This window comes from Hyphomonas sp. CACIAM 19H1 (assembly GCF_003325995.1).
GTDB classification, from domain to species: domain Bacteria; phylum Pseudomonadota; class Alphaproteobacteria; order Caulobacterales; family Hyphomonadaceae; genus Hyphomonas; species Hyphomonas polymorpha.
The window spans coordinates 3,102,838-3,120,677 of record NZ_CP016437.1; the positions used below are offsets into that span (position 1 = coordinate 3,102,838).

20 protein-coding genes are annotated in these 17,840 nt (G+C 65.9%); 4 read left to right on the forward strand and 16 right to left on the reverse strand.

Features of this window, described 5'->3' with window-relative positions:
- Nucleotides 1-4: 4 nt before the first annotated feature.
- The 15 genes from trbE to BBF93_RS14515 all read right to left on the reverse strand — a co-directional run bounded on the left by trbE (nt 5) and on the right by BBF93_RS14515 (nt 12,399).
- Nucleotides 5-2,446, reverse strand: coding sequence for a conjugal transfer protein TrbE (gene trbE / locus BBF93_RS14445; RefSeq protein WP_114106386.1), 2,442 nt, complete (start codon nt 2,444-2,446; stop codon nt 5-7).
- On the reverse strand, nt 2,443-2,712 hold the full coding sequence (locus BBF93_RS14450) for a VirB3 family type IV secretion system protein (protein WP_114106387.1): 270 nt from the start codon (nt 2,710-2,712) through the stop codon (nt 2,443-2,445). The genes trbE and BBF93_RS14450 overlap by 4 nt, the downstream gene beginning before the upstream one ends.
- Nucleotides 2,712-3,044, reverse strand: coding sequence for a TrbC/VirB2 family protein (locus BBF93_RS14455; protein ID WP_114106388.1), 333 nt, complete (start codon nt 3,042-3,044; stop codon nt 2,712-2,714). The genes BBF93_RS14450 and BBF93_RS14455 overlap by 1 nt, the downstream gene beginning before the upstream one ends.
- Entirely contained in the window at nt 3,041-4,024 is a 984-nt protein-coding gene (gene trbB, locus BBF93_RS14460) for a P-type conjugative transfer ATPase TrbB (protein WP_114106389.1), read from the reverse strand. Before trbB ends, BBF93_RS14455 begins: the two co-directional genes overlap by 4 nt.
- 170 nt (nt 4,025-4,194) lie before the next feature.
- Entirely contained in the window at nt 4,195-4,620 is a 426-nt protein-coding gene (locus BBF93_RS14465; RefSeq protein ID WP_114106390.1) for a CopG family transcriptional regulator, read from the reverse strand.
- Nucleotides 4,621-4,629: 9 nt separating this feature from the next.
- Complete coding sequence (locus tag BBF93_RS14470) at nt 4,630-6,603, reverse strand: conjugal transfer protein TraG (RefSeq protein WP_114106391.1); 1,974 nt, start codon at nt 6,601-6,603, stop codon at nt 4,630-4,632.
- Between the two features lie 17 nt (nt 6,604-6,620).
- Nucleotides 6,621-8,378 (reverse strand): DUF3363 domain-containing protein, encoded by a 1,758-nt coding sequence (locus tag BBF93_RS14475; RefSeq protein WP_114106392.1) that lies wholly within the window; start codon nt 8,376-8,378, stop codon nt 6,621-6,623.
- 238 nt (nt 8,379-8,616) lie between these two features.
- Nucleotides 8,617-9,405: a lytic transglycosylase domain-containing protein gene (locus tag BBF93_RS14480; protein WP_233349146.1), complete on the reverse strand. Its 789-nt coding sequence runs from the start codon at nt 9,403-9,405 to the stop codon at nt 8,617-8,619.
- A 4-nt stretch (nt 9,406-9,409) separates the two neighbouring features.
- Nucleotides 9,410-9,745 (reverse strand): DUF736 domain-containing protein, encoded by a 336-nt coding sequence (locus BBF93_RS14485; protein ID WP_114106394.1) that lies wholly within the window; start codon nt 9,743-9,745, stop codon nt 9,410-9,412.
- A gap of 37 nt (nt 9,746-9,782) precedes the next feature.
- Nucleotides 9,783-10,328, reverse strand: a complete 546-nt coding sequence (locus BBF93_RS14490; RefSeq protein WP_114106395.1) for a S26 family signal peptidase — start codon at nt 10,326-10,328, stop codon at nt 9,783-9,785.
- Entirely contained in the window at nt 10,325-10,825 is a 501-nt protein-coding gene (locus BBF93_RS14495) for a DUF2840 domain-containing protein (RefSeq protein ID WP_114106396.1), read from the reverse strand. Before BBF93_RS14495 ends, BBF93_RS14490 begins: the two co-directional genes overlap by 4 nt.
- A complete protein-coding gene (locus tag BBF93_RS14500; RefSeq protein WP_370454385.1) occupies nt 10,822-11,088 on the reverse strand; it encodes a helix-turn-helix transcriptional regulator in 267 nt (88 codons plus the stop codon). Before BBF93_RS14500 ends, BBF93_RS14495 begins: the two co-directional genes overlap by 4 nt.
- Nucleotides 11,089-11,215: 127 nt before the next feature.
- Nucleotides 11,216-11,761 carry a DUF2285 domain-containing protein gene (locus tag BBF93_RS14505; protein ID WP_233349147.1) on the reverse strand — a complete coding sequence of 182 codons (546 nt, stop codon included), beginning with the start codon at nt 11,759-11,761 and terminating at the stop codon, nt 11,216-11,218.
- Between the two features lie 13 nt (nt 11,762-11,774).
- Nucleotides 11,775-11,996, reverse strand: coding sequence for a transcriptional regulator domain-containing protein (locus BBF93_RS14510; RefSeq protein ID WP_114106399.1), 222 nt, complete (start codon nt 11,994-11,996; stop codon nt 11,775-11,777).
- Between the two features lie 133 nt (nt 11,997-12,129).
- Nucleotides 12,130-12,399, reverse strand: coding sequence for a DNA -binding domain-containing protein (locus tag BBF93_RS14515; RefSeq protein ID WP_233349148.1), 270 nt, complete (start codon nt 12,397-12,399; stop codon nt 12,130-12,132).
- A 170-nt stretch (nt 12,400-12,569) separates the two neighbouring features.
- On the opposite strand from BBF93_RS14515, the gene BBF93_RS14520 reads away from it, so the two are divergent.
- Nucleotides 12,570-12,797, forward strand: a complete 228-nt coding sequence (locus BBF93_RS14520; RefSeq protein WP_114106401.1) for a helix-turn-helix domain-containing protein — start codon at nt 12,570-12,572, stop codon at nt 12,795-12,797.
- A 68-nt stretch (nt 12,798-12,865) separates the two neighbouring features.
- Here the strand turns inward: BBF93_RS14520 and BBF93_RS14525 are convergent, their stop codons facing one another.
- Nucleotides 12,866-13,195 carry a DUF736 domain-containing protein gene (locus BBF93_RS14525; RefSeq protein ID WP_114106402.1) on the reverse strand — a complete coding sequence of 110 codons (330 nt, stop codon included), beginning with the start codon at nt 13,193-13,195 and terminating at the stop codon, nt 12,866-12,868.
- Nucleotides 13,196-13,826: 631 nt separating this feature from the next.
- On the opposite strand from BBF93_RS14525, the gene BBF93_RS14530 reads away from it, so the two are divergent.
- The 3 genes from BBF93_RS14530 to BBF93_RS14540 are packed head-to-tail and all read left to right on the forward strand — an operon-like array spanning nt 13,827 to nt 17,838.
- Entirely contained in the window at nt 13,827-15,728 is a 1,902-nt protein-coding gene (locus tag BBF93_RS14530; RefSeq protein ID WP_233349149.1) for a DEAD/DEAH box helicase family protein, read from the forward strand.
- A 20-nt stretch (nt 15,729-15,748) separates the two neighbouring features.
- On the forward strand, nt 15,749-15,904 hold the full coding sequence (locus tag BBF93_RS14535; protein WP_233349150.1) for a hypothetical protein: 156 nt from the start codon (nt 15,749-15,751) through the stop codon (nt 15,902-15,904).
- A complete protein-coding gene (locus BBF93_RS14540) occupies nt 15,904-17,838 on the forward strand; it encodes an AAA family ATPase (protein WP_114106404.1) in 1,935 nt (644 codons plus the stop codon). Before BBF93_RS14535 ends, BBF93_RS14540 begins: the two co-directional genes overlap by 1 nt.
- The last annotated feature ends 2 nt before the right edge of the window (nt 17,839-17,840 follow it).

Consider the following 17,840-nt stretch of genomic DNA (forward strand, 5'->3'; position numbering starts at 1 on the left):
GCAATTACTCCTGCTGGGGTGGAAGGTCGGAATTTGGGGGAAGAAGCTTGGCGGCCCAGGCGAGCCCTCGATGACGCAGCCACTCGGCGGCGAAGGCGGATTGGCCGTGGGTCTCGACGATGTTGGCGATGGCGAGCTGGTCGGTCTTCGACGAGGCGGCGGCGAAGGCGAGCGCGACCTCGCCCAGCCCAAGTTCGAACAGCCGGTTGCCGCGCCGCGATTGGCAGTAATAGTCGCGCTTGGGCGTCGCCCGGCTCAATATCTCGATCTGGCGGGCGTTGAGCCCGAACCGCTCGTAGATGGCCGCGATCTGCGGCTCGGCGGCGCGCTCATTGGGAAGGAAGATGCGCGTTGGGCAACTCTCGATGATGGCCGGCGCGATGTCGCTGGTCTCGATGTCGGTGAGGCTCTGCGTGGCGAACACCACGCTCGCGTTCTTCTTCCTGAGTGTCTTCAGCCATTCGCGGAGCTGCGCGGCAAAGGCGGGGCTGTCGAGCACCAGCCAGCCCTCGTCGATGATGATTAGCGTCGGCGAGCCGTCGAGCCGGTCGCCGATGCGGTGGAACAGATAGGACAGCACCGCCGCCGCCGATCCCGCGCCGACCAGGCCCTCGGTCTCGAACGCCTGGACGCGGGCTTCACCGATGCGCTCGGCTTCCGCGTCGAGCAGGCGACCCCATGTCCCGCCGATGCAAAAGGGCGCGAGCGCCTGCTTGAGCTGCTGGCTTTGCAACAGCACGGCAAGGCCGGTCAGCGTCCGTTCCGCGACCGGCGCGGTGGCGAGCGAGGTCAGCGCCGACCAGAGATGCTCCTTGGCTTGCGGATCGACTACTACGCCTTCCGACGCAAGGATTGCCGCCAGCCACTCGGCCGCCCATGCGCGCTCTTCGGACAAGTGGATGCGGGCGAGCGGCTGGAGCTGCACGCCGTCGCCGGCCTCGTCGGCGAGCATCCCGCCGAGATCCTGCCAATCACCGCCCATGGCCGTAGCGGCGGCGCGGATGCTGCCGCCGAAATCGAAGGCGAAGACCTGGGCGTTCTCGTAGCGGCGGAACTGCATCGCCATGAGGGCGAGCAGCACCGACTTGCCCGCGCCGGTCGGGCCGACGATCAGCGTGTGGCCGACATCGCCGACATGAAGGGAAAACCGGAACGGGGTCGAACCTTCGGTCTTGCCATAGAGCAAGGGGGCGCTACCCAAATGCTCGTCCCGTTCCGGCCCCGCCCATACCGCTGACAGGGGGATCAGGTGGGCGAGATTGATGGTGGAAACGGGGGGCTGACGGACGTTGGCGTAGGCGTGGCCGGGCAGGCTCCCCAGCCACGCTTCAATGGCGTTCATCCCCTCGGGTATAACTGTGAAGTCGCGGCCCTGAATGACCTTCTCGACCAGCCGCAGCTTTTCCGCCGCAATGGCCGGATCGCGGTCCCATACCGTCACCGTCGCGGTGACATAGGCCATGCCGGCATAGTCGGCGCCCAGCTCCTGCAGGGCGGTGTCGGCGTCGGCGGCCTTGTTCGAGGCGTCGCTGTCGAGCAGCGTGCTCGCCTCGTTGGTCATCACCTCCTTCAAGATCGCGGCGACAGACTTGCGCTTGGCGAACCATTGCCGCCTGATCTTGGTCAGCAGCTTGGTCGCGTCGGTCTTGTCGAGCATGATCGCGCGGGTTGACCAGCGATACTCGAACGCCAGCCGGTTCAGCTCGTCGAGCAGGCCGGGGAATGTGACGCTCGGGAAGCCGATAATGGTGAGCGTGCGGAGGTGATGCTCGCCCAGGCGCGGTTCGAGGCCACCGGTCAGCGGCTCGTCGGCGAGTAGCGCGTCGAGGTGCATCGGCGTCTCGGGGACGCGCACACGCTGGCGGCGGGTCGAGATCGTGCTGTGCAGGTACGTCAGCGTCTCGGCGTCATCGAGCCAGCGGACCTCGGGCACGAAACCTTCGACCAGGCTGAGCACGCGGTCGGTACGGTCGGTGAAGCCGGCGAGCAGCTCCCAGGGATCGACGCCGGTGGTCGAACGGCCCTCGTAGAGCCAGCCTTCGGCGCGCGCGGCTTCCTCGGCTGGGGGCATCCAGAGCAGCGTCAGGAAATAGCGGCTCTCGAAATGCGCCCCTTCCTCGCGGAACTGCTCGCGCCGTTCCATGTCGACCAGCACGGAAACCGGATCGGGAAACTCTCCGTCGGGATAGTCGAGCGCGGGCGCGCGCTGCGCCTCGACGAAGATCGCCCAGCCCGAGCCGAGTCGGCGCAGCGCATTGTTGAGCCGCGCCGTTACCGCGACCAACTCGGCCGGCGTGGCGCTGTCGAGATCGGGCCCGCGGAACCGGGCGGTGCGCTGGAAGCTGCCGTCCTTGTTGAGCACGACGCCTTCACCGACCAGCGCGGCCCAGGGCAGAAAGTCGGCAAGGGTCGCCGCCTTGCTGCGGTACTCACGCAAGCTCATCATGGCTGCATCCAAACGGGCAAGCGGAGGTGGCGGCGGGCCACGTCCACGAACTGCGGGTCGCGGCGGGCGGCCCAGACCGCGAGCGCATGGCCGATGGCCCAGATGACGAGGCCGGCGATCCAGAGCCGCAGGCCGAGGCCGATCGCGCCCGCCAGCGTCCCGTTGACGATGGCAAGCGAACGAGGGGCGCCGCCGAGCAGGATTTGCTCCGTCAGCGCCCGGTGAACGGGGGCGTAGAAGCCAGGGGTCGGCTCACCGGCTTCCATCAGACCAGCGCCCCGCCGCCGAAGCTGAAGAAGCTGAGGAAGAAGGAACTTGCGGCGAATGCGATCGACAGGCCGAAGACGATCTGGATCATGCGCCGCGCGCCGCCCGAGGTGTCGCCGAACGCGAGCGTCAGGCCGGTGACGATGATGATCATGACCGCGATGATCTTGGCGACCGGACCCTCGATACTTTCGAGGATGCTCTGAAGCGGCGCTTCCCACGGCATCGACGAGCCGCCCGCGTGAGCCGGAACGGCAAAGGTCAGCGCGATGACGCTGGCAGTGGCGGTGAGCATGGCGCGGCGTGCGCCATGCCGAAGAGCATGGATCATCGGTCGTCTCCTTGGGGGGCTGTGAGGTGGGTCAGGCGGTAGTCGCCGGTGGCCGGGTCGAGTCCTTCGACACGGGCCAGCTCGGCGAGGCGGCGGCCGTGCCCGTCGCGGACCAGCACGGCAATCACGTCGATGGTCTCGGCGATCAGCGCGCGCGGGACCGTCACCACAGCCTCCTGCACGAGCTGCTCCATGCGGCGGAGCGCGCCGAGCGCGGTCCCCGCGTGGATGGTGCCGATGCCGCCGGGGTGGCCGGTGCCCCAGGCTTTGAGAAGGTCGAGCGCTTCGGCGCCGCGCACCTCGCCGATGGGGATGCGGTCCGGCCGCAGGCGCAGCGAGGACCGGACGAGTTCGGACAGCGAGACGACGCCATCCTTGGTCCGCATGGCGACGAGGTTCGGCGCGGCGCATTGCAGCTCGCGCGTGTCTTCGATCAGAACGATGCGGTCGGCGGTCTTCGCCACCTCGGCGAGCAGTGCATTGACGAGCGTCGTCTTGCCGCAGCCGGTGCCGCCCGCGACAAGGATGTTGGCGCGAGCGGCGACGCCTTCACGTAGCGCGGTAGCCTCGGCGGCCGACATGATCCCGGCTGCTGCGTAGTCGTCGAGCGTGAACACGGCGACCGCCGGCTTGCGGATCGCGAAGGCGGGCGCGGCCACCACAGGCGGCAACAAACCCTCGAAGCGCTCGCCGCCCTCGGGCAGCTCGGCCGACACGCGCGGCGACTTGGCATGGACTTCGACGCCGACGTGATGGGCGACCAGGCGCACGATGCGCTCGCCGTCGGCGGGGCTCAGCACCTCGCCGGTGTCGCTGATGCCTTCGCCGAGCCGATCGAGCCACAACCGGCCATCCGGGTTCAGCATCACTTCGATCACGGCGGGGTCGTCGAGCCAGGCCGCGATCGACGGCCCGAGCGCCGTGCGTAGCATCCGTGCGCCGCGTGTGCTGGCTTCGGAACGGGTCGGGTGGATGGTCAACGACTGGCCCCTCAAGTGGACCGGGCGAACCGCCGCCCGGCGTCAGGAGCACATCAAGAGACGCAGAAAACGGGGTGCTGCAACAGATAGCTTGGGGCGTAGTAGGGGCGGCGGCAGATACTTACGCGGTGCGGGCCGCCTTGCCGGATGCCCGTTCCGCCTCGGCCTGTTTATTCCGAATCGATCGGCGATTTCGGCCAGACATCTTCGGGAATTTCGTCGAGCAGGCTCTTGCCGCTGGCGTAGCGCCGGCCGAGCGTCTCGATAAAGCCCTCGTAGCGTTTCCGGCCCTTCACTTGCGCGGCAGCCTGATCCTCGTCGGGGAGCGGCGGCGTCACGGACAGCCAGAACCGAACGAACAGCGCCAGCGCCTCGGTCGAGAGCCCCGTGTTGCGCTCCAGTCGCTGCACCTGACGCGACAGCCGATCGAGCCGACGGGCGAACGCGGCCTCCATGCGATCGGCACCGTCGGGTGACAGATAGGACGCCACCGCCGCCTCCACGATTGCGGAGCGCGAGATGCGCCGCCGGATCGCCAGCTCATCGACTTGGCGGGCGAGCGCGGGCGGAAAATAGACGTTGAGCCGGGTTCGCATGACGGCGGCCTACAGCTCGATGCCGTCGCCGGGGTCGAGCGACGCCTGCCGCGCGATCCCCTGCATCCTCCGCCGCACGGCCGCCTGCCGCGTCGCGTCGTCCTGCTCATCATCGACGATGGCGAATTCCTGGGCTGGCGGGGCCGTCGTTTCCGGCGTGATGGCGACATGTTCGGGCAGCTCTGGCTCACGACGAAGGCCGCCGTTGGCGGCGTCCTCCTGCGCGCGCACGATCCGCGCCACGTCGGCCGGATCGGCGGCAGCGGCGCGCCCGGTCCAGTCATCGGGCCGGGCCGTGCCGGTCACTGGCTTCGGCGCGTCCATGATCCGCTCGGCGAAACGGCGGTCGCGGAAGTATCGTGCCTTCTTCGCGCGAATCGGTTGGACGCCCGCGACCATCACGATCTCGTCGTCGGGGGGAAGCTGCATCACCTCGCCCGGCGTGAGGAGCTGGCGGGCGGTCTCCGACCGCGACACCATCAGATGACCGAGCCAGGGCGAGAGCCGATGCCCGGCATAGTTCTTCATCGCACGCATCTCGGTTGCCGTGCCGAGCGCGTCCGACACGCGCTTGGCGGTCCGTTCGTCATTGGTGGCGAAGCTCACTCGCACATGGCAGTTGTCGAGGATCGCGTTGTTCGGGCCGTAGGCCTTCTCGATTTGGTTGAGGCTCTGCGCGATCAGAAACGCCTTGAGGCCATAGCCGGCCATGAACGCAAGGGCGGACTCGAAGAAGTCGAGCCGACCGAGTGCCGGAAACTCGTCGAGCATCAGCAGCACGCGGTGCCGGCTCTGCTTCGGCGTCAGCTCCTCGGTCAGCCGGCGCCCGATCTGGTTGAGGATGAGGCGGATGAGCGGCTTTGTTCGCGAAATGTCGCTGGGCGGCACGACCAGATAGAGCGTCGCCGGGCGCTCGCCCTCGACCAAGTCCGCTATGCGCCACTGGCAGGCGCGCGTGACCTGCGCCACGACGGGATCACGATAGAGGCCGAGGAACGACATGGCGGTGCTGAGCACCCCCGATCGCTCGTTGTCGGATTTGTTCAGCAGCTCGCGCGCGGCGCTTGCGACAACGGGATGCACTCCGGCTTCGCCGAGATGCGGCGTCGCCATCATCGCGGCCAGCGTCTGCTCGATCGTTCGCGACGGGTCGGAGAGAAACCCGGCGACCCCGGCCAGAGTCTTGTCTGGCTCGGCGTAGAGGACGTGGAGGATCGCGCCGACCAGCAGCGCGTGCGAGGTTTTCTCCCAGTGGTTGCGGCGCTCGAGACTGCCTTCGGGATCGACCAGCACGTCGGCGACATTCTGCACGTCGCGCACCTCCCACTGGCCGCGCCGCACTTCGAGCAGCGGATTGTAGGCAGCCGATGCGGCGTTGGTCGGATCGAACAGCAGTACGCGGCCGTGGCGCGTGCGAAAGCCGGCCGTGAGCGTCCAGTTCTCGCCCTTGATGTCATGCACGATCGCCGAGGCCGGCCAGGTCAGCAGCGACGGCACGACCAGGCCGACGCCCTTGCCGCTGCGGGTTGGCGCGAAGCACAGCACATGCTCGGGGCCGTCATGACGGAGATAGTCGGCGGCGAGCTTGCCGAGCACCACGCCGTTGTCGCCGAGAAGTCCTGCGGCACGAACCTCGCGCTCGGTCGCCCACCGCGCCGAGCCGTATGTTTCCGCATTCTTCAGTTCGCGCGCCCGCCAAACCGACATGCCGATGGCGACGGCGATCGAGACGAACCCGCCCGACGCGGCGATGAACGCGCCCGTCTTGAAAATGTCGGGCGCGTAAGCGTCGAAGCTGAACCACCACCAGAAGAAAGCGGGCGGCGGATAGATCGGCCATTCAAACGCCATGAACCAGGGCGGCCCCAGCTCGGGCTGATAGGCGAGCGCAGCGGCCGTCCACTGCGTCGCGCCCCACACCGCGGCGAGCACGATCAGGAACACGGTGAAGACCTGGCCCCAAAGGATCTTGGTCGCGGACATTGTAGTCTCCTCGTGGGTTACAGGCCGAGGCCGCGCTTGCGGCTCAGGGCGAAGTCGATGCCGCCCCCGTCGCGGACCACACCCGCGACCTGACGGCCAAGCTGCTGTTCCAGGGTGCTGGCCCAGGGCACGAGGCGGAAGCCGAGGCCATCGTCGATCATAACGAAGCGCCCGGATGCGAGCGCGAGACGCTGGCGGACGACACCGGCGATCTTCTCGCCGGCCTGCGTCGGCCGATACGCAAGCCCGGTCTCGCCCGCGATCTTCGCGCCAACGGAATCCAGCTCGCGCTTGCGCAGCGCATCGATCAGGCCGCGCTCGAACACCGTGCGTTCGCCATAGCGGCGCGCCAGTCCCTCACGGACAAGATGATCGGTGCGCGCGCCCATCGCCCGGCGTGCCTCTGCGCCGAACCCGCCGTCCGCGATGCCGGCGCCGCGCTCGATCAGCCGGTGGTCGAGCCAGGTCGCGCCGGGAGCCTTCACCTGCGCGGCAAGGTCGAGGTCCGATCGCGTGGCCAGCACAAGTGTCGGCTTTGCTTCGCCCGGTCGTCCGATCGCGCGCAGCTCGACGACGCCACCGAGCGCCGGGCTGTGCTCCAGCGCCTCGATGCCAGTCAGCCGGACATGATGGGTGCGGCCATCGGTGCCGTCGATGACAGCATAGGCCGTGCCGGTCAGCTCGTCGTGCAGCCCCTTGTCGATCAGCCGGCCGACGATCGGCTTCTCGGGCGGGCCGCTGACGACGGCGTAGCTGTCGAGCGGCCGTTCCTGACCGCGATCCTTCAGCGCGGCGCCGATGGTGCGGATGATGTCGCCGCGCGCGCCCAGCTCGCGCAGCTTGGTTTGCGCGCCCTCGGCGATGGCCCACTGGCCGGCTTCGCCCTCGGCCGCCAGACCCATCCTTTCCAGCTGCTGCAAGCGACCGATCATCAGCCGGCGTAGACGCGGATCTTCCGGACCGGGTTGCTCGGGGCGCAGGTCGATCACGCCCAGCTCATCGGCCGCGCGGCCGATCTCCGTGTCGAGCCGCGTCCAACGCTCGGCAGTGACTTCCCGGTCAAGCGCGCGCTGGACTTCATGCTCGGGTTTCGGCCCCAACTCCGAGAACGCCAGCTCCTCGGCGCGCGAGCGTAGGCCATGGCCGATATAGTCGCGGGCAATGACGAGATCACTGCCCTGGTCGTTCACGCCACGCACCAGCAGATGGACGTGGGGATTGTCGGTGTTCCAATGATCGACGGCGACCCAATCGAGCCGCGTGCAAAGGTCTGCCTCCATCTGGCGGACCAGATCGCGGGTGTACTCACGAAGGTCGGTCAACTCGGCGGCGTCTTCAGGTGACACGATGATCCTGAAATGGTGCCGGTCATCCTTGCAGCGATTGGCAAAGGCGGACGTGTCGGCACGATCCGAATTGGCATCGAACATTTCGGCGAGCGAGCCATCGCGGGTGACGCCTTCGCGCTGGAGGTATGAGACATGGGCCGACAGCGGCGCCATGCGCCGGCCGCCGATGCGGTGACGCACCGGCAGAGCCTTCACCAGCACGCGCCGGCCAGAGCCGAACAGGCGGCTGCGCGCGAAGGCAGTGCGGCCCTTGCCGAAGCTCGATTGGCCGCGGCGGCGGGGACTGCCCCACCCACCTCGCTGCTTGCCACCGTGTTTGGCGGCGACGCGCAGCACTTCGGCCACCAGACCGCGCGCATTGCGGCCCTGCGCCTTGCTGCGCTTGGCCTTGCCCGGTCGAACGCGAAACTCGCTGTCCTCGCTCATAGCCTAGCCGATTTCCGCCCATAGAGGCGCATGGTGCCATCTGATGTGTTGAAATTGCTGGCTTTTTCCTTCCGAGCGGCACGCTCGTCGACCGACGCCCCCATGTGAAGCCACGGAAAATCAATGGTTTTCCGGCGAAACGGGGTGCGCCTTGTATCTTGCAATCGTCTTCTTACCCACTCTTCTCCCTGAGCCATCCTCTTTGCCCCCCTCGCGAGCGACCGGAGCACTGCGGCGATCATTGCGGTCGACCCGCGCCAGCGCGGGGAACGAAGAGGCCGTCTGTCGGCGTGGTTGGTGACGGACCAGCTGACGTCGAGTTGCCGACTTCCGGCGTAGCGGCCGGTCGGTCAGCGGTGGCAATCTCGTTCTCAGACTGCGACATGTCGGCGTCCGCTGTGACACCGTTTGTGCGGACGAACAGCGCCGCACGACGCCAAGCAAAGCGATCAGTTGGCGGCGCAATCGCGACTTGCGGAGCGCTTCCGGTGCTTGTGACCGCACCGAGCCGCGCCAGATACGCGACCGTCTCGGCAGGCAGAGGGCGGCCACGCGAAAGGTGGTCGTCGTATCGGCCCGGCCCCGCATTGTAGGCCGCCAGCATCGCGCTTGGGTTGCCGTAGCGGTCGTGCATCTCGCGCAGGTAAGCAGCGCCTGCCATGACGTTGTCGCGCACGTCGAAAGGGTCAGCACCGAGGCCGTAGCGGGCGCGAAGCTGCCCCCAGGTTCCGGGCATGATCTGCATCAGACCCATCGCCCCGGCGCGCGACACTGCGCGGGCATCGCCTCCGCTTTCAACGCGCATCACTGCCCAGATCCACGCTTCGGGAATGCCGAACTGCCGCGCGGCGTCTGCAACATGCGGCGCGTACGGATGACCGACGGCGGACGGCGAAGGCGGCGGGTTCGGGTCCTGCGCCAATGCCGGTGCCTGGCCGATCGGCAATGCGACAAGCAGTCCCGCCACGGTTAGCGCTGCGGCGCGCAAATGAAGCTTCATAGGTCGATCGATCGGGGTTAGACGCATTGCCTCAGTCCTGCTCACGAGCCTTGCGCGGGCGGTTCCAGCGCAGCGACCAGGACGCCGGATCATTGGCATTCTGGAACAGGGCTGCGCGGATCGGCTGCGGGAAACTGGGATCGTCGATGCGCAGCGAGACGTAATCGCCGGCGCGCTCGGCGCTCTCGTTCCAGCCCGCACCGATCTCCGGACCGTCGCCATCATTGCCGCGATGGACGCGCCAGTCAGGCGCCTTGTCAGCACCGCGGGGTTCGACCGGGACGAGCGAGATGCGGATGTCGAGCGTCGCCGTTTCGATGACGCCTTCGAAACCTTTGTCGGTGCGGATGAAGCTGCCGATCTGCATGGAAATGATCCTTTCGGTTGGAGTTTGAGGCAGGAGGTCAGCGCCAAGTAAGCGGCGCGTCCGGCGTGTCGCGGGTGAGGATCGGAATCGCGCGGCCGAGCACGGTTGACGTCGGCAATGGGCCAAAATAGCGACCGTCCATGCTGTCGGGGCGGTCGGGATTGAGCATCAGCAGTTCGCCGCTGCGCAGCGTGCGGCAACCCTGCCAGACGGGCAGAGGACGGCCGAACCTGTCACTTTCGCGGGCGAACACGACGGGTCGTGCATCGACGCTCACGACCGCGCCGATCCGGCACACGTGCTGCCCTGACCGCGCGGCGACATGCTTCAACAGCGGCACGCGCTCGCCGAGATAGCCGCGCTGCGCCAGCCAGCGCGCCAGCGGTGCGGGCGGCGTCACGGCAACCAGCGTACCGTGTGGCAGGTCGGCCATCGGCTCGATCCGGTAGAGTCCGATCGGCGCGCTGGCGCTGGCGTTCCAGATGAGGCGCGGGGTCGGGTCGAACGCTGCAACTGCGGCAAACGATGCGCCGAACAGCGACGCGACGATAGCGGTCGCCCGGACATAGAAACGGCGGGTCATCCCTCGATCTCCCGGCGCTTGAGCCAGGCGCGATGCCGCTCCAGCGTGTAGGGGCGTGGCTGATGTCCGGCGGCGATGCGGTTGCCGACGTGCCGCCAGTGATCGGGCGCGGCGTCGCACGGATCGACGTCGGCCGCGTCGGTCGCATCGATCGCGGCGAGTACCTGGCTGACCTTGGGCCAGCCCTCGATCTGCAGCAGGATCTCGCCGCCGGGACGCACGAACGGCACCGTCGTGAGTGACTCGCCGGGTGCAACGGCGCGCATGATGTCGATCCGCGAGCTTACGGTCCCATAGTCGTTCGCCGCCCAGCGGACGAACGCGAAGATCGCGCCGGGACGGAAGCTGACGACGCGCCGCCGCCGGTCGATGATCCGGTCATGCGCGATGCGGCCAAAGCGTATCCAGTTCTCGATCCGCTTCTCGATCCAGTTCAGCTCGACATGGGTCAGCGCATCGTCATGCGAGGGCAACGGGTTGGCAGCGGGGGCGCTCATCGCCGGCTCCGGGCAAACGCCGAATCTGCGCGCGGCAGGAGGTCGTTCTGACCAGGCTCGCTGGTCGAATGCTTGGTGCCGAGATCGGCCCAGGCCTGAAGATCGTCGACCGAATAGACCACCCGCCCGCCGATCCGGCGATAGAGTGGCCCGGTCCCGAAATAGCGGTGCTTCTCGAGCGTCCGGCCCGAAAGCCCGAGGAAGCGAGCGGCTTCCGGAGTGCGAAGATAGCGCGGCGGCAGATTGTGGGTCGTATCGGGCAAGATCATGCTCCTGCGGTCGGGGGTGGCAGGAGGCGATGATGGCGAAGCGGGCGCGGGCCGGTGGAGTATGAAGAATTGCGATCGCGCCGATGCGACCACCCCGCGCCAGCGCAGGTGGGGCAGAATGTCAGCGGATGCGGAGCAGCTTGCGATAGTCGCCGTTCATCAGGGCGGTGGCGTCGCGGACGAGGCGGATCACGAAGGAGCGGGCCGCCGAAACCTTCCATTCCGTTGCGGGCAGCGCGGCGTCATCCTTGCGGCCCAGTTCTGCGGCGATCTCGCGATAACTCGCGCCGGATTGGCGCAGGTCGAGCGCGCGCAGCATCAGTTCGATGCGCGCCAGGCGGTAGGTGGTGAGCGGCCAGCCGCGCGGCAGCGGCCCCGCTTCCTTGCCGAACAGGCGGCGATGGAAGCGCAGCAGCGTGGCGATGCGCGTCGTGAAATCCTTGTCGAGCGGCACGATTGCCCCGAGCGGCTTGCCGGGCGTCGCATCGCGCAGCCACAACCAGTGCGCGCCCGCGTCATCCGCGACGACGACATGGCGACCCTCGACGCCTGCCTGATCGGCGAGCAGCGCGCCGATCGTGTTCGGATCGACGGCAGTGCCGCCGAACCCGTCTGGCACGGCATCGAGGATGACGGTGACGGCGGAGAGCTCAGGCCGCCAGATCACCGTTTGCGAAAGGTCATCCGGCGCATAGGCGAAAGGACAACCCCCAACGTTTGGCGAACGCGGCTTCGGCGGCGGAGCGTGCGACCGAACCGCTGCGGATGCGCTGCTGCATCTGCGCATGTTCGGCGCGGTAGTTGTGGTTCCGTTTCAGGAACTCGGCGGCCAGTTCGGCGCGGCCGGGAATGCTGGATGCGGTGCTGATACGCTTGCTACGCTTACTGGGCGACCTCGACATTTGCTGTCTCCTGGCCGCGACCGTCGCGGCCTGCGTGCCAAGCCTGTTGTCGATCTTTCGCCGCGACTAGCGCCGAGACTGCGCGCAATGATGCGCGATTTGCCGCGCCTTCCCTCCGGAATGGAGCGAAATTCTAGTGCTTTAGCTCGCCATTGCGCGCCAGCAGATGCGCGTAGCCCACCTCGGTCATCCAGCGCGCGCGGGCCAGGTGGCTGGCGTGCATCCGCTCGGCGCGGTGCTGTTCGGCGTCCGGATCGAGCGCGAAAACGATCGCGACGACCTCTCGCCAATCGGCCCCTTCGGCGTCGGCATCGAGCAGCCGAATATAATCGACGAAGTGCGCTTCATCGTACGGCGTGAGCGCAGGAGAATCGGGCGCAATGTCCTCGAACCGACATGTCATGAAAGCGAATCCCCCCGCGCAGTGCCAACGCCAATAGCGCAATGGCATCCGCGAAATAGTTGCAAGTCATGCATTGCTGAACGCACCTTTTGCAGCGCCGAAGCGCCAGTCGCGGCGATACACCTTATAGGAGATAAACCTCATCAGGTGTATCGTCCAGCGTGCTGCGCATGGACATGCGCCGCCTCGTTGGATTGAACTTCGCGCGACTGCGGCGCGCCAAGGGCCTGACCCAGGAACAATATGCCGAGCTCTCGGGCTTCACCCAGCAATATGTCAGCGATCTCGAGCGCGGGCGTCGCAACCCGACCGTGGTGACGCTGTTCCACCTGGCCTCGCCGCTCGGTGTCGAAGCATCGGATCTCGTGGCGAAGATCGACGATGAAGGTGCTGACTAGGTTCGAGCCGCTCGCCTGAACACGCAAAGAGCCCCGCCCGGCGATGCCGGGCGGGGCGGCTGGCTGGCTCAGCTGTCGCTGCGGCGGCCGTTGGGACGCGACCAGATCAAGCTGAAGCTCTCGCCACCTTCGTCGTCGAAGAGGTTGGCGTAAATCGGTGCGTTGAAGCTGGGATCGTCGAGTTTGACCGCCAGATAGTCGCGGCCTTCGTTCGAAGTCTTGCTCCAGGCGGCACCGATCTCGGCGCGGTTGACCAGAACCCGGTGCGATGGTGCGTTGTCGTTGGTGCGGGTATCTTGCGGGACGATTCGGACGCCCTTGGCCTGAACCGAGAGGGTGACGATTTCGCCGGTGAACTCGCCCGAAGCCGTCTTCTTGAAGGTGCCGATGGTAGCCATGATGAAGTTCCTTTCCTTGGATCGAACCGCCCGATTGCGGTCTCGATGGGTGATCCAAAGGCCGGGACGGACGCCGCCGCACCGCTTGCGGCCGCAGCGCCAGCGGAGGACGGTGGGTGGCGAGTTTCTTGTCTCGCGAGGAATGGCCGAAGGTCAGGGGAAGAAAGTCGCAAGCCCGCCGTTGCGGCTAGGTGGACGAGGCGAAGCCGGTCCCGGCCAGATCCAACCCGCTAAGAGACCGATACCGGGCGAGTCCCCAATGATGGGCGCTCATCGCAGGCTGGACTGGCGCTGTACCGGAACGAGATTAGGCGCTAGCACGAGTGCAACCGAACCCTGATAGTCGATGTCAAGCTTAGGCATTTTGGCACCCTCTCAGCAGGATGCGCCTCAACGTAGTGGTTCAGACTGTTTATGATACTTATCGGCGCCAAGAGGGGTGGCGGGAGAACACCGGGAAGGCTAAGCATCTTTGGCGGCAGATTACAGCCAAGGGTACGGCGTCGAATCAGAACTCCGCGTCCGGCTGCATAGGGGGCACGGGCTTGGACCATATACAACATAGTCCTAGGTGGTCATGACTCTACGAGTTTTGCCAACGGACCCGCACCTTGCGACATCGACGAGCAACTTGCTCAAAGTCTTCTACGTGCCCGCACTCAAGCAGTCAGTCATTTATGATCGTGGCGTGGGTTTCTTCACCTCACATTGGCTTCGGCTAGCCGCATCGGGCCTTGCTGGCCTCGCGGCAAACGGCGGCCGGGCACGGATCATCGCCAGTCCTATGCTTGATCGCGACGACTGCGTGGCGTTGGCGCATGGTGCGGACGCGCGCACCGATCGAAAGCTCAAGGACGCGCTGGACGGTGCTATCTCCGATCTCGAGCAGGATCTGGCCACAGACACGCTCGCCGCGCTCGCTTGGATGATTGCGGACGGATTGCTCGATTTCCGGATCGCCATCCCCACCGCCGATCTCGATGGCGACTTCCATGACAAGTTCGGCATCATGCGCGATAGTGAAGGCAATGCTGTCGCCTTCCACGGTTCGCCCAACGACAGCGCCCAAGCCTTCCGCAACTATGAGTCCATCAGCATTTATTATTCTTGGATTGATCGGCGCGAAGCGAGCCGGGTCACTGCCGAGTCTGCGCGCTTCGACTTGCTATGGGCGAATGGTGACCTCAACCTGCGGGTTTATCCGTTGCCCGATGCGGTGAAGCGCAACCTGATCGCTTTCACGACGCGGATGCCACGCCCATACAAGCCGCCGAAGGATGAACAGCAAAGCGACCGCTGGATTCATCAAAAGCAGGCCGCTGCCGCCTTCCTCAAGGATCGTTGCGGCATCCTCGAAATGGCGACCGGGACGGGTAAAACGCGAACCGCTCTGTCGATCCTCAACGAGCTCGGCGAGCGCGGGCTAGTCGAAACCAGCGTCGTCTCGACGTATGGCACCGACCTCCTAGACCAATGGTACGGGGAGCTAGTCAAACACAGCGGGATTCCGGTCTATCGCGCCTATGAGAAGCATCGCGAGGCGCAGGCCTTTCTGAATTCGCCGCGGGGGGCCGTGCTGCTAACAGCGCGGGCTAATCTCGCCGAGGTGCTGCCCCGGCTCGATCCGGCGGTGTACGCCAAAGCTCTACTGATCTGCGACGAGGTCCACGGCATGGGCTCACCGGCGCTGGTCGCCGCGCTCACCGGAAAATTGCAGCGTTTCGCCTACCGCCTCGGCCTCAGCGCCACCCCCGAGCGAACCTACGATGCCGACGGCAACCGCTTCATCGAAGAGGAGATCGGCCCGGTCATCTTCCGCTTCGGGCTCGAGGAGGCAATCCAGCGGGGCATATTGTGTGAGTTCGACTATGTACCGCTGCCCTATGCCTTATCGGATGAGGACAAGGCCGCGGTGCGCCAGGCCATCAAGCGCTATCACGCCAAGGCACGGGCGGGCGAAGCGGCGCCGATCGAGGCGCTTTACCGCGACATCGCGCGGGTCCGAAAGTTGAGCCAGGAGAAGATCGCGCCGTTTGATGCCTATGTCGAGGCCAACCCATCGGTGCTCGATCGCTGCATCATCTTCGTCGAGACCGCCGAATATGGCGCGCTGATTCAGCCGATCCTCATGCGTATGCGCACCGATTTTCATACCTACTACCAGGACGACGATCGCGACAATCTGCGGCATTTTGCCAAGGGCCAGCTGGACTGCCTCCTGACCTGTCACCGCATCTCCGAAGGGATCGACATTCAGTCGGTCAACAACATCGTGCTGTTTGCATCGGCGCGCGCCCGGCTTGAGACCGTCCAGCGGCTGGGCCGGTGCCTGCGCGTCGATCCGAACAATCCCGACAAGCGGGCGCGTGTGGTTGACTTCATCGAGCACAAACCGGACGACATCGACGATCCAACGGGTGAGCTTGGCGCAGACGAAGAGCGCGAAGCTTGGTTTCTTGCGCTATCATCGCTTCGTCACGAGCCTATGGCGGGCGCGGGGGTCTCGGAAGAAGGGGCGAATACGTGGAGGTAGATCCCGCCATTTCAGAAGCGATGGACACCGTTTTGGCGGGTCATCCGGACCAATCGGAATCGTTCCAGCGGCGTTACCGCAACCTGGTCGAGCTCGTGCTTTCCGGAAACTATCAGGATGCCGATGTTCGCCGCGTGATGGAACTCTTGAGCGTCAGCCTTGAGGTCGACGACTGATGGATGTTCGTCTCACTGGCTGGAAGGCCACGAATCTCCGCGGCGGTCTGCGCGATGTCGAGATCGACCTCGGCGACGATCCCTGTCGCTGGACCCTCATTCAGATGCCCAACGGGACGGGCAAGACCACCACCATGGAATTGCTCCGCGCGACGCTGAATGGCGGCGAGTTGGCGGCGAAGACCGTTCGCGAGCTGCGTGCGGACGATCATGTCGAGAAGGGTTTTTTCGAGGCGCGCCTGCTCGTGGACGACAAATCCTATCGCCTCCAGCTCGAACTCGATTTCCGCGATGGTAGCGCGACCAACTGGACGGTGCAGGAACGCGAGCGTGGCGGCGGGCGCGAAGAAGGGCGCAACCTGCCGCTCGACCTACAGACCCTGTTGAAGCCCACCCTGACCGAACTCTTCGTGTTCAATGGCGAGCTTGCGACCGACATCATCGACCTGTCGAAGAGCGCGGCCGCGCAGGCCATCCGCGCGCTCTACGGCCTAGACACGCTGGACGCGCTTTCACAACGCGTCGACACGCTGGTCGAACTCGAACAGCGTCGCGCTGCGGCGATCACCAGCGCGAAAGAACGCAAGGGCATCACTCAGCTGCAAAATGCGTTCGATGAGGTGCGACGGGCGAGCGAACGGCTCGATCAGCAGCAAAGGGCGGCGTCGGCGCGGCTCATCGAGGTAGAACGCGAGCGCACGCGGCTCCTGGAAGAGATCCAGGCGCGCATGTCCGAAGACGCCGGCATCCGCGCCCAAATCCAGGCGCTGGACGAGCGGCAACAGGAAGTCGATGCCAATACCGGCGACCTCAGCGTGCAAGCGCTCGAGGCCCTTCGCCGGCCGGCGTATGTGCATCCGACCCTGCTCGCGCGGCTCCAAAATCTCGGCGGTAAGCTCTACGAGTTGAAGCTGCCTGAAACGATCTCGCGCGAATTTTTTAACGAGCTTGCCGATCAGGATCGCTGCGTGTGCGGAACGCTGATTGGCGAGGATGAACGCCACCAGATCCTGAGCGGCGCGAAGCGCTATCTGGCGCAGGATCAGATCTCGGTCATCAATCAGATGAAGCTTGCGCTACGGGAAAGCCAGGCCGACCCGGACGAGCTTGCAACCACCGTCACGTCGCTCCAGTCGCAACTTGACGAGCGCCGCCGGATCAAGGCGGAACGCGACCGCCTCGCCTCCGAGAAGATCGCCGAGGGTGACGAGATTCTCAAGAAGCTGAATGAGGACGTTGCCACGCTCACCGCCGAAGTCACCACGCTGTCCAACACGCTGGAACGCCTGACGACTAAGGATCCAAGCCGCCAGCGCGCGTTGCGTCTTACCTGGGAATCCAACCAGCCGCTCTGCGAAGTCGAACTGAAGACGCGCGAGACGCGGCTGCAGACCGCCACGCGGACGCGTACCTTCGCGCTTCAGGGCGAGAAGCTGAAGGCAATAGTCACTGCCACAAGCCGCCGCGCGCTCGACATCCTGCGAGAGCGGGTCAGGACCTCGACCAACGATAAGCTCGCACAGATTTTCTCGACCGAGAAAATCGAAGTCGCCAAGATCGGCGGTGGGCTCGAACTTCGGACCGTCGGGCTGGGTGCCAAAGGCGGGGCGAGTGAAGGGCAGAAGCTGGCGATCGCTTACGCGTTCCTCACCTCGCTCCTCGCCGATGCGCCTTATCGGCTGCCGTTCATCGTCGATAGTCCTGCGGTGTCGCTCGACACGGCGAACCGGCGTCAGGTTGGCGATCTCATTCCCGATTTCTTCAACCAGATGATCATGTTCGTCATCTCAAGCGAGCGCGAAGGTTTTGCCGAGGCCTTTTACGACCGGCCGAGCGATGTTCGTTACCTGACGGTGACGCCAATGGGTGGCGGGACGGTCGACATCGCCGAGGGCCTCGATGCCTTCAAGGCCTTTCATGGACGGGAGAGCTGAGC

What these genes read in the sequence shown, in the direction of transcription:
- trbE (WP_114106386.1), bottom strand. Translation starts at nt 2,446, where the DNA reads ATGATGAGCTTGCGTGAGTACCGCAGCAAGGCGGCGACCCTTGCCGAC.
- BBF93_RS14450 (WP_114106387.1), bottom strand. Translation starts at nt 2,712, where the DNA reads ATGGAAGCCGGTGAGCCGACCCCTGGCTTCTACGCCCCCGTTCACCGG.
- BBF93_RS14455 (WP_114106388.1), bottom strand. Translation starts at nt 3,044, where the DNA reads ATGATCCATGCTCTTCGGCATGGCGCACGCCGCGCCATGCTCACCGCC.
- BBF93_RS14465 (WP_114106390.1), bottom strand. Translation starts at nt 4,620, where the DNA reads ATGCGAACCCGGCTCAACGTCTATTTTCCGCCCGCGCTCGCCCGCCAA.
- BBF93_RS14470 (WP_114106391.1), bottom strand. Translation starts at nt 6,603, where the DNA reads ATGTCCGCGACCAAGATCCTTTGGGGCCAGGTCTTCACCGTGTTCCTG.
- BBF93_RS14475 (WP_114106392.1), bottom strand. Translation starts at nt 8,378, where the DNA reads ATGAGCGAGGACAGCGAGTTTCGCGTTCGACCGGGCAAGGCCAAGCGC.
- BBF93_RS14480 (WP_233349146.1), bottom strand. Translation starts at nt 9,405, where the DNA reads ATGCGTCTAACCCCGATCGATCGACCTATGAAGCTTCATTTGCGCGCC.
- BBF93_RS14485 (WP_114106394.1), bottom strand. Translation starts at nt 9,745, where the DNA reads ATGCAGATCGGCAGCTTCATCCGCACCGACAAAGGTTTCGAAGGCGTC.
- BBF93_RS14490 (WP_114106395.1), bottom strand. Translation starts at nt 10,328, where the DNA reads ATGACCCGCCGTTTCTATGTCCGGGCGACCGCTATCGTCGCGTCGCTG.
- BBF93_RS14495 (WP_114106396.1), bottom strand. Translation starts at nt 10,825, where the DNA reads ATGAGCGCCCCCGCTGCCAACCCGTTGCCCTCGCATGACGATGCGCTG.
- BBF93_RS14510 (WP_114106399.1), bottom strand. Translation starts at nt 11,996, where the DNA reads ATGTCGAGGTCGCCCAGTAAGCGTAGCAAGCGTATCAGCACCGCATCC.
- BBF93_RS14515 (WP_233349148.1), bottom strand. Translation starts at nt 12,399, where the DNA reads ATGACATGTCGGTTCGAGGACATTGCGCCCGATTCTCCTGCGCTCACG.
- BBF93_RS14520 (WP_114106401.1), top strand. Translation starts at nt 12,570, where the DNA reads ATGGACATGCGCCGCCTCGTTGGATTGAACTTCGCGCGACTGCGGCGC.
- BBF93_RS14525 (WP_114106402.1), bottom strand. Translation starts at nt 13,195, where the DNA reads ATGGCTACCATCGGCACCTTCAAGAAGACGGCTTCGGGCGAGTTCACC.
- BBF93_RS14535 (WP_233349150.1), top strand. Translation starts at nt 15,749, where the DNA reads ATGGACACCGTTTTGGCGGGTCATCCGGACCAATCGGAATCGTTCCAG.
- BBF93_RS14540 (WP_114106404.1), top strand. Translation starts at nt 15,904, where the DNA reads ATGGATGTTCGTCTCACTGGCTGGAAGGCCACGAATCTCCGCGGCGGT.